The organism is Idiomarina abyssalis, from assembly GCF_900116625.1.
GTDB classification, from domain to species: domain Bacteria; phylum Pseudomonadota; class Gammaproteobacteria; order Enterobacterales; family Alteromonadaceae; genus Idiomarina; species Idiomarina abyssalis.
Genome location: NZ_FPBE01000001.1, coordinates 1,058,078 through 1,070,395 on the forward strand (window position 1 = coordinate 1,058,078; position 12,318 = coordinate 1,070,395).

A 12,318-nucleotide genomic window follows, 5' to 3' on the forward strand; every position below is an offset into this window, starting at 1 on the left:
TCTTAGAACGGCATTTTAAAGCCAGGAGGTAAGCCCATGCCGCCTGTAATTTCTGACATATGTTCTTTGCTGGTCTCTTCAACACGGCGCACAGCGTCGTTGGTCGCAGCTGCAATCAAGTCTTCCAGCATTTCCTGGTCGTCTTCCATTAGGCTTGGGTCAATACTCACACGTTTAACATTGTGGTTGCCAAGCATCGTCACTTTTACTAACCCGGCACCGGCTTCGCCAGTGACTTCCATGTTAGCCACTTCTTCCTGGGCTTTTTGCATGCGCTCCTGCATTTGTTGCGCCTGCTTCATCATGTTACCCATTCCACCTTTAAACATAATTATTTCCTCGTTTAAGCTTTATAAAATTAACGCGCTTGAATTGATGATTCATCAACCTGCGCTTGAAACCTTTGCTGTAATTCCTGTACACCGGTGTCGGCCTGCAATATTTCGCAAGCACGCCGATGCCGGTACTGATCAATATGCTGCTGCACCATAAGAGGCGTTGGCTGACTCGGAACGCCAATATCAAACTGCACCCGTGCAGTTGGCCCTAACAATCCGGTTAGTGACTCTCTGACGGCTTCACTGGTTGAATCGTTCAATAAACTTTTCTGCTCTTCTGCAACCAGAATGAGCCAGTCGTCGTCCCCAACCTTTTTTAACTCTGAATTAAGTAGTACCTGACGCGCTAAACCTGAAATGTCCATGCCGGCGATCATCGCACTCCATTTATCAATTTCTGCGGCTTCTCGGATATCGTCATTTAACTCGGGGAATTGATAGTCTCTGTCTGGTGTAGCTTCAGCCAGGGGCTCTTGTCGTGTTTCGGGTTCAGGGTCTGGAGCGGTAGGCCTCTCTTCACTAACGACCGGAGTGACTACCGATTCATTACTGTTGTCTGGCTTTTTTTTTTCCGCCAACTGCTCACGAACACGCAAAAGATCAGAAACACCGGAGTCTTGTTGCTGTGTTTCCGTTGGTTCCGAATAACTGAAGTCAGGTTCCGGTTGATCTTCAGGTTCTGCTTGGTGTTCGGGCTCCGCTTGGTACTGAGATTCGTACTCCGCCGGTTCCGGTTCCGGTTCTGACTCTGATTCAGGCACTGACTCAGGCATAGCTTCGACAGCGGTCTCATTCACTTCGGCGCTGGCCAAGTTTGAATGAGGAACATCGGTATGCGCGGTAGCTCTCAGTTCACTGGTATCGTTATAGCTTTCGTTTTCTGCTGGACGAAAGCAGAGCATTCTCAACAGAGTCATTTCCAGACCGCTGCGCGCGTCAATCGCATAGGCTTGCTCACGACGCCCTTCCAGAACAATACGGTAAAATACCTGAATTAACTCGGCCGGCATGCGCCTTAATAGCGGCTTTAGTACATCGCTATTCTCAAAAGCATTTGCTGCACCTGGCACTTGCTGTACCAACGCCAGTTGATGCAATAAACTTTGCAGCTCAACCAACACGGAACTTAAATCCGGTACCATAGATACCATAGCGTCAACACGCTGCATGACACTTTCAGCTTCACCATCAAGAACACAGTCCAGTAAGGCCGCAATGTCAGCGACCGGTACATTACCCAGCATGCGTCTGACACTGTCAATACTCACAGCTCCGTTGCCCTGAGCGATTGCTTGATCGGTTAAACTCAAGGCATCACGCATGCTGCCACGAGCAGAGCGAGCTAATAATGGTAGCGCGTCAGCGTCCGCCTGAACCTGCTCCTGTCCCAGAACGTAATTAAGCTGCTGTGAAATATCGTCGTTCGACAACGCCTTTAAGTTAAATTGCAGACAGCGTGACAAAATGGTCACAGGAAGTTTTTGAGGGTCTGTTGTCGCCAATAAGAACTTTACGTGTTCAGGCGGCTCTTCCAGCGTTTTAAGCAAAGCATTAAAACTGTGCCGCGACAACATGTGGACTTCATCAATCAGGTAAACTTTATAGCGCCCGCGGGTTGGACGATACTGAACGTTATCCAGTAACTCCCGGGTATCTTCAACTTTCGTTCTTGACGCTGCATCTATTTCGAGCAAGTCAACAAAGCGCCCCTGCTCTATCTCAAGACAAGCACTGCATTGCCCGCAGGGTGTCGAAGTAATGCCTTGCTCGCAGTTAAGAGCTTTAGCTAAGATGCGCGCAATGGTCGTTTTACCGACGCCGCGTGTTCCGGTAAACAAGTAAGCATGGTGCAACCTTTGCTTATCCAGCGCATGTTCAAGCGGTTTCAAAACATGTTGTTGACCGACAACTTCCGCAAACTGGGAAGGTCGCCATTTTCTTGCCAGTACCTGATAGCTCATAGGGGAGATTCTTAACTCTGTCTCGTTAAAACTGACATAAGGTATAGCACGCAACGCCTGCCTGCTGCAATTTATCTTCACCACCTAACTCAGGTAATGAGACCACAAAAGCGGCTTCCTCTACTTCAGCGCCGGTTGCTTTAATCAGCTTGTGAGCCGCAACTACGGTCCCGCCAGTGGCCAGCAAGTCGTCAACAATTAAGACCCTATCGTTTGCGGTCAATGCGTTCTCGTGCATTTGCAGTTCATCAGAACCATACTCTAAATCGTAACTCTGGCTTACTACCTTGCCGGGCAACTTTCCGGGCTTACGCAAGAGAGTGACACCACAGCCCATAGCATAAGCTAACGCTGAGCCAAATATGAAGCCTCGCGCTTCAATTGCCGCTATTTGAGTTATTCCGCTCTGCTTATATCTTTGCTTTAAGGTGTTAATTGCCAGTTCAAAAGCCGCAGGGTTTTGCAACAATGGCGTGATATCACGAAAGATAATACCCGGCTTAGGGTAATCAGGAATAGCACCTATTGAATCCCGAATACCTTGTACAGTTAACTCCATGTTTTTGCTCTCTTTACTAGGCAACAAAGCGCACCGCCCAGGTTTTCAAAGTATCGAGCAAAAACTCCTCATGCAAAGGCTTTGCAAGGCATTGAGTTGCACCAGCTTTTAACGCTTTAGGCTCTATTTCTACCATGTCCTGAGTAGACATAAATAATAATGGGCTGTGCTGATAAGCCTCTAATTCACGTAAGTTTTTCAGTAATGACAAACCATCCATCACCGGCATTTTATGATCCAGCAAAATAATATCAAAATACTGCTGTTTCGCCTTACTTAAACCGTCCAGTCCGTCGCGGGCTATCGTTACCTCGAAGCCAAGCGGTTCTATCATCGTACAAATGGACTGAAGGGTTTTGTCTTTATCCTCGACAACGAGCAAAGAGACTGACATAAATGTCGCTTACCTGATAGTTAATGAGGAGCTGATTAAGCGGAAAAAACCTGTGCTAAACGTAAAATTAATGGCAAGCAGCCAGCAATTAGAAATAAAACCACGGCTATAAGCAAAAAGCCCTTGCCTGCCGGTTCTTTAAATGTTTCTGATGACATAACTTTTACCTCTCGATGAAATCGGTGCTGATCATACTCGATCCTCAGCAACGATAAAAGTTGAATTCAGCTCTTTACTCTTAATAACAATTGCTGGGAAGCGAACTGTTGCAATGTCTGCTCAGCCCCCCTCTGAATTTGCTCTGCCGGCCATTGAGGTAGCAGCTCCGGCAACAAATCAAAAAAATCCTCCAGCCTAATATGACTGCGGCTTTGTAGCTCTGTTAAAAGCAGGTAAGTCATTGCATTTATACGAACGAAACGAACCTTTCCTCCCGCATCACGAAACACAACTAAAAAACGCGGTTGTGAGAGTGGTTGCTCCGGTTTGAAATCAATGCCAATTTCGTCAACCGGGTACTGATACGCAGAAATAACCGCCGTTGGGTTTAGCTCTATAATTTGATCTTCATGAAGCTCATCTCTCACACAAATATGGCTTTCTGGCCACGGCTTTTGCTCCACGGCGAGTTCAAGCCATTCGTAATGCGCGAGTTCCGGCGCGAAGACAAAAAGTGCATTATAAGACTGCAGATACTCAACAAAACTTTCAGCAATACCAGTAAAGTATGGAGAGTTTGATGAAAAAGAACGAAAAAACTGCTCTTTAGTTTCTTGCCATTGTTTTTCATCACATAGCTTTTTGAGGACCGGAAAAGCGCTGTCTACAAAGCGAAAAATGTTATTACGGAGTAACCGCTGATAAATTGCCATCCGCCGCTCTTCGATATCAGCTAACCAGGGCTCTTCTACGGATTTTTGTGGATCTTTCAGTTGCTGAACAAAGCGATCCTGAATTTGTTTGAATGTGTCATTACTCATGGCGCTTTTGTATCACTCTTATTTGGTTCAACTCGCCATTTAACTCAGACAAAGCCGGGAAGTTAAAATCCCTTTCCAGAAGAGTCGGATAAACGCCATGGCACTTATAAGCATAATCCAACAACTCGTACACCTCATCTTTTACTTTTGCACCATGGGTATCAACATAGAGATCATCGAACTCTTCATGGTGCCCCGCTATATGCCCATAAGCAATTTTCTCTGAGGGCAAGCCGGCTATAAAATCATAAGGGTTATACTTGTGATTCACACTGTTTACAAAGACATTATTCACATCAAGTAATAGCTTACAATTGCTTCGCTTCAACACCTGGCAGATAAAGTCTAACTCACTTAACTCAGGCGCCGGACTCGCGTAATAAGATACATTTTCCAATACTAGAGGCCTTTCTAAATAGCGCTGAACATCTTCAATTCGGTCTGAAACATGAGAAACCGCATCGGCCGTAAAAGGTATCGGCAGGAGGTCGTATAGCTGCCCTTTATGAGAGCAGTAACTTAAATGTTCACTGTAGATTTCAACATTAAATTGCGACACAAACTGATTAATGTCTTTCAGAAAAGCATGGTCCAGAGGGTCCTGGCTACCAATAGACAATGACAGACCGTGGCTGGTTAAGCGATAATTCTCGGCAACTTTCGCCAGAGTTTCCAAGCGATGTCCTTTAAAGGGTATCCAATTTTCCGGCGCGAGTTCCAGGAAGTCTGCATCAATATCACCCGCTAACGCAGCATCCAGTAACTCATTTCTTAAGCCAAGGCCTATTGAATTCGGTTTCATATTACCCTCTAGAAAACAAAAACCCGACACAGTGGCCGGGTTTTACGATGCAGTTCAAACGAAAAGTGATTAATCGAGATCGATACCTTTTCGCTCTGCTGTCGACTTAATGTAGCCTCTCCAGCTGCGAGCACTGCGACGTTGGCCGTCAAAGGTTGCCGCTTCATCAACATACCGCATTGCCTGGCGATAGTCACCACCATAAAAATACGCTTCTGCTAATGACATATAGACACGACCTTCATCTTCACGGTCAAGATAGTCCAGGGCTCTCTTCAAAGGTTCAGTTGCCGCAATATACTGTTCATTCAACAGCATCAAGTTACCTTGTTTACGGTAATATTCACCTTTGTCGCCAGAATCGTTAGTTGCTTCAGCTGCGCGCTCATACCAAGAAACGGCTTCATCAAGCTCTTTCGCTCTGTGGTAACTGTTTGCAATAGTTGCAAAGTTCCGAGCAGATTCCTCAATATCACCAGCTTCTACGTGTTTTTCCATGGTAGTAGCTGCTTTGTACGGAATACCCTCATTGTCGTACAACTGAACCAACATTTTAAACTGGCTCTCTGTACTCAGGTATCCGGCTAAATACGCTACTTCCAAAGTTTGAAGAGACTTAGATAAGTTTTCTTCTAACATGTAGAATTGAGCTAGCTGTGGCCACCAAGTAGTAACCTCTGGAAGCTTATTTAAACCTTCTTCAAGAACGCCAATTGCTTCAGGATACATCTTACGCTCGTAGTAAGAGGCCATCATCAAATTGTAAACGTTCTTTTCTGGCTTATCTGCAGCTTCTAAAGATGCCTCTGCAAACGGAATGACCTTAGCAAAGTTCTTTAACTGATAGTGGGCATTAGCCATATAAAGGAAAACTTGAGAGTCGCGTTTACCTGTAAATTGAATCCAATTTTTAAGGTATTCAAGACTCTGTTCGTATTTCTCTTCCTGAAGACTAATTTGACCTACCAGTTTCATCGCTGCTGCCTGGTCGTTCCAACCAAGAACGTCTTGATCAACAGCGTCTTTTAAAACTTCTAAAGCGTCGGCCATGCGCTCATCGGCTGCATAAAGGTTTCCAAGAAAGCGGCCCAGGTAAGCAGAGTCGTAACCTGGGTCAGGATCCTGTTCTTCAAGAACAGCTATTGCTTCCTTAATTTTTTCTTCTTCATACAGCTCGAAGGCGTCCATGATGGCTCGTCCAATACTCTGCGAAGCAGCTTTATTGTCGCGAGCTTTTTTCTGCGCCTCAACGGTCTCTTGATCCGGTATGCTGAAGCCAAAATCCTGAGCCGAAGCCTGAACCGTTGTCATCGACATAACCGAAGCAAAAGCCAGGGCACTAACAAATGTTTTTAATATATATTTCATTTCTTAGTTCCCATCCATTGTGAAGTCGAGCTGAACGGTCATGCCTTCCTGACGGACAGGCTTACCATCAACAACCTTCGGCTTATACTTCCAGCGCAACAAAGCGCGGCGCGCCTCTCGGTCAAACACTCGACGAGGTTCAGAATCGATGACTTCAACGTCAGTTACACCACCTTGTTGATCGATAGTGAAGCGTAGTTGAACCCAACCTTCGGTGCCATTTCGAGCAGCTGATGGCGGGTAACGCGGTTCAATTCGAACAATTGGTGTTGCGTCACCGTCAGAACTTAAACCTCCGCCCGGACCCGAAAGTCCTGTATCAGCTCCACCAACATCAACATCAAAACCCATGTTCATGTTCATTCCACTGTCTGTTGTATCTGGTTCAGACTGTGGTGTCTCTGGTGGTTGCTCCGGTGGCGGCGGTGGCGGCGGCGGAGTACGCCGACGCTCCTGAACGTCAGACTCAGGTGGCGACGTTACGATGTCAATAACCGGGGTTGGGGGCGGCGCTTCGTTGCGCTGCGCTCCTCCGCCGATTAAGTAAGCCATGAAAGCAAACAGAGCAAACGTAACGGCGGCACCTAGTAGTAAAGATACTAAAAAGCGCACCATATTAGTTATTCTCCGCAGCTATGGATATCTTATCGATACCCGCTTCCTTAACCTGGTCCATGACTTCTACAACGACACCATGCTCAGCTTTCTTATCGGCCTGGATCACAACAACGTCAGTTGGCTGCTCGGCAAGCATACGTTCAATGTTTGCGCCTACACGCTCTACATCTACTTGACGCTTGTCCATCCAGACTTCACCGGTATCGCGAATTGCGATAAAGATGTTAGCTGAAGGCTCCTTGGTCGTGTTACTGGCTTCAGGTTTATTAACCTGAATACCTGCTTCTTTGACGAATGAGGTCGTTACGATAAAGAAGATCAACATAATGAAGACGATGTCGAGCATCGGCGTCATGTCGATCGACGCATCTTCCTCTTCTCGATTACGATTACGTGCCATAGTTTTACTCTCTTAGTGATGTGGCAAACTGTCAACAAGGCCTTCTTTCGCTCTACGCACTTTACTCTCAAGACGTGTCGCGAAAAACATACCGGATAACGCTGCAACCATTCCCGCCATTGTCGGGATAGTCGCCATCGAAATACCCGATGCCATCAGACGAGGGTTACCCGTCCCTTGTACTGCCATGATTTCAAACACCGTAATCATACCTGTCACGGTACCCAACAGTCCGACCAGCGGACATAAGGCAACACAAGTTTTTATCAACAGAATACGTGCATTCAGTTTTTCGTTCGCTTCGGAAATCCATGCTTCACGGATTCTATGGGCGTACCATGAGGTGGTGTCCTTACGGGCATCCCATTTCGCAATAACTTCTTTACGAAATTTAGGGAACGCACCTGTAAGGTACCAATAACGCTCAATCATCAGTACCCACATTAGAAAGAGCACCCCCATGACGATGTACAGGACATCGCCACCGGTAGCCAGAAAATCCCTGATAGATTCCCAAAGTTCCATCAGGTAAAGCATGGGTTACTCCTTCTCCGAGTGCGAGGCTACGATACCCGCTGCTTGCTCATCCAAAATATGAACAATAGACTTGCCGCGAGCAGCCACAATACTGTGAGCCAAAATCAATGGTATAGCAGCGATCAGACCCATAGCGGTTGTTACCAACGCCATAGAGATGTCACCTGCCATGATCTTAGGATCACCGGTACCAAACAGTGTAATCGACTGGAAAGTACCAATCATACCAACAACTGTACCTAACAGACCAAGCAATGGTGCGATAGCCGCAAGAATCTTGATGACATTAATGCCACTTTCAACTTTCGGTGTTTCGCGCAGAATAGCTTCGTCCAGTTTAAGCTCTAAGTTTTCAACATCAGCGTTCTTATTCTCTTGGTAAACCTTAAGAATACGACCTAATGCGTTGTTGTCTTTAGGCTGTTCAGGATTCTTCAACTGAGAACGGATTTTTCCGGCAGCTGCTGTCAAGGTAACCAACTTGAATACAGAAATTAACAGACCCAGAATTAATACCGCAGTAATGACATAACCAACAGTATCACCCGAGTGATAATGCTCTTCTAGAGTCTTCTTTCCCGTCAACAGGCTAAGAATCTGACCTTTTGAAGGATCAAGGTATACACCTTCGTAACCTTCTTCTGTACTAGTAAACTCTTCAGCTTGTGAAGTTGCAGCACCCTCCGGTTGACGACCTAACGGCTGAACTTGTTCAGTTGTGTCGTTATAAACCAGGTACTGATCGCCTGAAATCAAGTTAAAGGTACCAACGCGAACCACTTCACGGTTTTCAGTTCCACCGTCCAGAAGGGTAACATCGGTATTAAATTTAACGACTTTACCCGATTCGACCATTTCAGTCAGAAGCGCTTTCCAAAGCTCTTCAAGTTCTTCCAGAGTAGGAAGCTCTTTTGCTTCAGATAAACTTTCCAAGACGTCTTCACGGCCTGGGTACTGAGCGCTAACAATTGACGTTGCAACACGACCGATAGTTTCTGTCGCTGCACCACGTACAACACCGAACATTTCACCTAAGGTACCTTTGGCATTCTCAAGTTCTTGTTCTTTGTTCGCAAGGTCGACTTCGTTTTCAGAAAATTCTTCCTGTAAACGTTTGCCGCGAGCTTTCTCTTCTTCTAATTCCTGCTGAGCCTGATTAAGCAAAGCCTGCTTGTCAGCACGGGCAGCTGTAAACTCACGCTCACGTTCAGCGTTAAGTTCACGAGAAGAAACACGATTTTTCTCAACAAGCTGTAGCAGCTCATTAAGGTTCTTAGCTTCAGTTTCATCCTGAGCCTGTGCAGCGAGAGTCGTACCGGCAGAAAGGGTGACTGCTGCTGCAATCATTAACGATTTAATTAATTTATTCATTCTGCACTCTCCGCTGCGAATACTGGAAGTTTCACCAGATCGTAAGCAAGTTGCTTACGAGACATACGAATCGCTTGGGTCAGAGGACGGATAAACTCGTCTTCCAAAGCAGTCCACTCATCGGTTTCGTTGTTGTAGATCCAAGCATTTTTCAAGTCCAGAGACTGAGCTAAGAAAGCAACACGACCCATGTGGAAATAATCAACAGCAATTTCCTTACCATCAATTTCCAGGTTGCCCTGATAAGAAATCAAACCTGAACCGTAGTCCATTTCTGTCTGATAAGCTTCGATGATTTGACGGAATTGCTCTGATGTAGAAACACTTGAGCTGTCCATGATGTCACGCAGACGCTCAACACGATCCATACGCTTTTCACGGTGAATTGGAATGTCCAATTTCACGAACTGTTCAAGCGAATCAATCATTTCATACATCAAAGGAACAACGCCCTGCTTAGTGCGTTCGATTCCATCAATTTGTTTCTGGAGAGACTCGAGCGTCGCGTTTTGGTCATTGACCAAACGCTGAACGTGATCGTTATAGACTTTCAAGTTCTCGTACTCAGAAACAACTGAGCGATACTCGATAAGAAGATCTTGGCTCTGCTCGAACAAAGAGTCGACTTTCTTTTGCGACTGTTCGTCGGCGTTCAAAATCTTCTTCTCTTCGTTTTGTAGCTTAGCTACATCTACTTGCTGTGCAGCGGCAACGCCGGTGCCAGCAAACGCCATCACACCCATCAGGGTTGCAGCGAGTTTGGTTCTTTTGATTACTTTGGTCATAGTTCCCAACCAATTTGACTTAACTTCCGCTTCAACGCCTAAGGCGCGAAACACCAGTTGTTTGAATGACGAAAAGATCTAGTTCTACACTTTATTTTTATTGCCTAAAATGCAGCAATACCAATGAATACTCCCACGATGACTATACGCTGTCAACCAAGTAAACTGAGTCAACCGCGCTATAGCTGTCGCTATATATCCAGTGTAGAACACGGATCTGGAGTCGCGTAATTTCCAGATTTTTTCTCGGACAACATCCTGTCGTCAACTCTTTTCATACCCTGAATTTAGGTGCTTATCTACCTAACTCTGGATATTACTCCTTCTAGAATAGTATCACTTTTTGATCGGCGAACAACACTGACTTTTGAATTTCAACGTTTTTTAAACAACTAATTCGTCGACCTATATTCAATGACAGACCCAATTTAGTGACCTAAGTTCCAAATTCCTTTAAGATAAAGGCATGAGAGAGATATTAAATGCAACGTCAATACAACATATTGAACAGCTGCTCACTAATTTAAGTGAGCGTGCTGAACAGATCGATGCAAAAAATCGACAAAAGCAGAACGAGCTGAGCGAAAAATGGTTCAGTCCATCACTTTTCAGCAAACGCTCTAATCTGGCAATTGATTACGTAACTGAAACTCAAGACACCTTTGCTCAGCTTCAAAGAACTGAAGGTCAACAAGCTCAGTATTATCTTGCGGAGCGTCTGAGCCTGCAATTGGAAGCTTTAACCACGGCATTGCGTATTAATAAGCTTCCTAAGCAAGAACAAGACAGCCGCATTACGGCACAAAATAAGATTCAGCAATTGCATCAACAGCTTGTTACTTACAGAGACTATGAAAGACGGTTGACTGAAAACCTGGATAACGCCGTTTCTCAAAACAATCCGGTGTTAATACAACGAGCTCAGCAACGACTTAACCGCTGCCAAATGGCTATTGATACTCTGGAGAAAAAGATCAGTCGTTATGAAGAAGGTTGACGTCCCTTTTATTTATTCACCTATATATAGTGAATTAAACTTACCTCCCCGGCATCGCTATCCAATAGAAAAATACCGTTTGTTAAAAGACTGGGCAGTTAAGCATGGTGCCAAAGAGCACCAGTGGCATAGACCAAGCGCTCTTAGTTGGCAGCAGGTCGGTCGTACGCATTGTTCAAATTACATTGAACAGCTTCGCCAAAACAGCATGGAGAAAGCACTCTGGCGCCGCATTGGCTTCCCCTGGTCGGAAAGCTTATTGCAGCGCACATTAACCTCAGCCGGAGGAACTCTGTTAACCACTGAGCTGGCATTAACTCGTGGTATCGCCATTCACTTCTCCGGAGGTTACCATCATGCTCATAAAGACTGGGGAAGTGGTTTTTGCTTAATCAATGATTTGGCAATTGCCTGTAATGAACTGTTGCTTAAGTACCCAAGCTTAAAAATCGCGATATTGGATACCGATGTTCACCAGGGAGACGGAACGGCCACTCTGTTTGCTAATGACGACAGAGTTTTTACTTGCTCACTCCATGGCGAGCGCAACTTTCCGTTCTCTAAAGTTCAGTCTGACTTAGACAAACCCTTAGCTAAACATACGTCCAATAAGCAGTACCTGGATACTTTGCAGGAAACCCTGCAGTTTATTAAGCGAGACGTTAAGCCTGACCTTATTTTATACGACGCCGGTGTCGACATTTATCAACGCGATGAGCTCGGTCACCTGAGTATTAGTCTGGCCGGAATTTTTCAACGTGACCTTTCTGTACTAGGCTTTGCAAAGCGCAACGATATTCCCCTGGCTGCCGTTATTGGAGGCGGTTATCAACGTAACTTGGATCGTTTAGTCCGCGCTCACGCTCAACTACTAAGAGCCAGTTATCATGTCTATACTGAAAGTCAGCTAACAGAAGGAACGACGTATGAAGTTTGACGATGACATCCACAATTACTATGAACGCTTAGTTGCCGACCGAATAGAAGAGTTGGAATTAGAAAAACAGTACAGTCAGGAGTTTCTTTCTGACCTGTGTTGTCTGGTACTTAATCAGTTACCGCCCCGCTACATTCGTCACGAAGTGGATATGGCATTCTTCCTGCCACCTTCAAAGCGACTGGATATGGAGATGCAAGTACATAAAGCAATAACGGAAGCATTAGAATTTCTTAAAGGAAGGAAACGCCCCGACGGCGATTAATAAAAA

Annotated in this window: 16 protein-coding genes; 3 read left to right on the top strand and 13 right to left on the bottom strand. The window is 45.5% G+C overall.

The window, feature by feature from the left end; translation table 11 throughout:
- Nucleotides 1-2: 2 nt before the first annotated feature.
- From BM359_RS05235 to BM359_RS05290, 13 genes are all read right to left on the bottom strand, one after another.
- Nucleotides 3-329, bottom strand: coding sequence for a YbaB/EbfC family nucleoid-associated protein (locus BM359_RS05235; RefSeq protein WP_054491064.1), 327 nt, complete (start codon nucleotides 327-329; stop codon nucleotides 3-5).
- A gap of 29 nt (nucleotides 330-358) precedes the next feature.
- Nucleotides 359-2,299 carry a DNA polymerase III subunit gamma/tau gene (dnaX, locus tag BM359_RS05240; protein ID WP_054491066.1) on the bottom strand — a complete coding sequence of 647 codons (1,941 nt, stop codon included), beginning with the start codon at nucleotides 2,297-2,299 and terminating at the stop codon, nucleotides 359-361.
- Nucleotides 2,300-2,324: 25 nt separating this feature from the next.
- Complete coding sequence (apt, locus tag BM359_RS05245; RefSeq protein WP_054491068.1) at nucleotides 2,325-2,858, bottom strand: adenine phosphoribosyltransferase; 534 nt, start codon at nucleotides 2,856-2,858, stop codon at nucleotides 2,325-2,327.
- A gap of 16 nt (nucleotides 2,859-2,874) precedes the next feature.
- Nucleotides 2,875-3,252 (bottom strand): response regulator, encoded by a 378-nt coding sequence (locus BM359_RS05250; RefSeq protein WP_054491070.1) that lies wholly within the window; start codon nucleotides 3,250-3,252, stop codon nucleotides 2,875-2,877.
- Between the two features lie 35 nt (nucleotides 3,253-3,287).
- Complete coding sequence (locus tag BM359_RS13165; protein ID WP_268766552.1) at nucleotides 3,288-3,410, bottom strand: hypothetical protein; 123 nt, start codon at nucleotides 3,408-3,410, stop codon at nucleotides 3,288-3,290.
- Nucleotides 3,411-3,476: 66 nt separating this feature from the next.
- Nucleotides 3,477-4,232: an HvfC family RiPP maturation protein gene (locus BM359_RS05255; protein ID WP_054491072.1), complete on the bottom strand. Its 756-nt coding sequence runs from the start codon at nucleotides 4,230-4,232 to the stop codon at nucleotides 3,477-3,479.
- Nucleotides 4,225-5,034 (bottom strand): HvfB family MNIO-type RiPP peptide maturase, encoded by an 810-nt coding sequence (locus BM359_RS05260; RefSeq protein WP_054491074.1) that lies wholly within the window; start codon nucleotides 5,032-5,034, stop codon nucleotides 4,225-4,227. The genes BM359_RS05255 and BM359_RS05260 overlap by 8 nt, the downstream gene beginning before the upstream one ends.
- Before the next feature lie 69 nt (nucleotides 5,035-5,103).
- Nucleotides 5,104-6,402 (bottom strand): tetratricopeptide repeat protein, encoded by a 1,299-nt coding sequence (locus tag BM359_RS05265; RefSeq protein WP_054491076.1) that lies wholly within the window; start codon nucleotides 6,400-6,402, stop codon nucleotides 5,104-5,106.
- Nucleotides 6,403-6,405: 3 nt separating this feature from the next.
- On the bottom strand, nucleotides 6,406-7,017 hold the full coding sequence (locus BM359_RS05270) for an energy transducer TonB (RefSeq protein WP_054491078.1): 612 nt from the start codon (nucleotides 7,015-7,017) through the stop codon (nucleotides 6,406-6,408).
- Nucleotide 7,018: 1 nt separating this feature from the next.
- Nucleotides 7,019-7,420: an ExbD/TolR family protein gene (locus tag BM359_RS05275; RefSeq protein ID WP_011235088.1), complete on the bottom strand. Its 402-nt coding sequence runs from the start codon at nucleotides 7,418-7,420 to the stop codon at nucleotides 7,019-7,021.
- Nucleotides 7,421-7,432: 12 nt separating this feature from the next.
- Nucleotides 7,433-7,957 carry a MotA/TolQ/ExbB proton channel family protein gene (locus BM359_RS05280; protein ID WP_054491080.1) on the bottom strand — a complete coding sequence of 175 codons (525 nt, stop codon included), beginning with the start codon at nucleotides 7,955-7,957 and terminating at the stop codon, nucleotides 7,433-7,435.
- Between the two features lie 3 nt (nucleotides 7,958-7,960).
- Nucleotides 7,961-9,328 (bottom strand): MotA/TolQ/ExbB proton channel family protein, encoded by a 1,368-nt coding sequence (locus tag BM359_RS05285; protein WP_054491083.1) that lies wholly within the window; start codon nucleotides 9,326-9,328, stop codon nucleotides 7,961-7,963.
- Nucleotides 9,325-10,113: a DUF3450 domain-containing protein gene (locus BM359_RS05290; protein WP_054491113.1), complete on the bottom strand. Its 789-nt coding sequence runs from the start codon at nucleotides 10,111-10,113 to the stop codon at nucleotides 9,325-9,327. Before BM359_RS05290 ends, BM359_RS05285 begins: the two co-directional genes overlap by 4 nt.
- Before the next feature lie 466 nt (nucleotides 10,114-10,579).
- Here BM359_RS05290 and BM359_RS05295 point away from each other — a divergent pair, with 466 nt between their 5' ends.
- The 3 genes from BM359_RS05295 to BM359_RS05305 are packed head-to-tail and all read left to right on the top strand — an operon-like array spanning nucleotide 10,580 to nucleotide 12,312.
- Nucleotides 10,580-11,110 (top strand): primosomal replication protein, encoded by a 531-nt coding sequence (locus BM359_RS05295; protein ID WP_054491084.1) that lies wholly within the window; start codon nucleotides 10,580-10,582, stop codon nucleotides 11,108-11,110.
- Entirely contained in the window at nucleotides 11,097-12,047 is a 951-nt protein-coding gene (locus BM359_RS05300) for a histone deacetylase family protein (RefSeq protein ID WP_054491085.1), read from the top strand. Before BM359_RS05295 ends, BM359_RS05300 begins: the two co-directional genes overlap by 14 nt.
- Entirely contained in the window at nucleotides 12,037-12,312 is a 276-nt protein-coding gene (locus BM359_RS05305; RefSeq protein WP_054491086.1) for a late competence development ComFB family protein, read from the top strand. The genes BM359_RS05300 and BM359_RS05305 overlap by 11 nt, the downstream gene beginning before the upstream one ends.
- The last annotated feature ends 6 nt before the right edge of the window (nucleotides 12,313-12,318 follow it).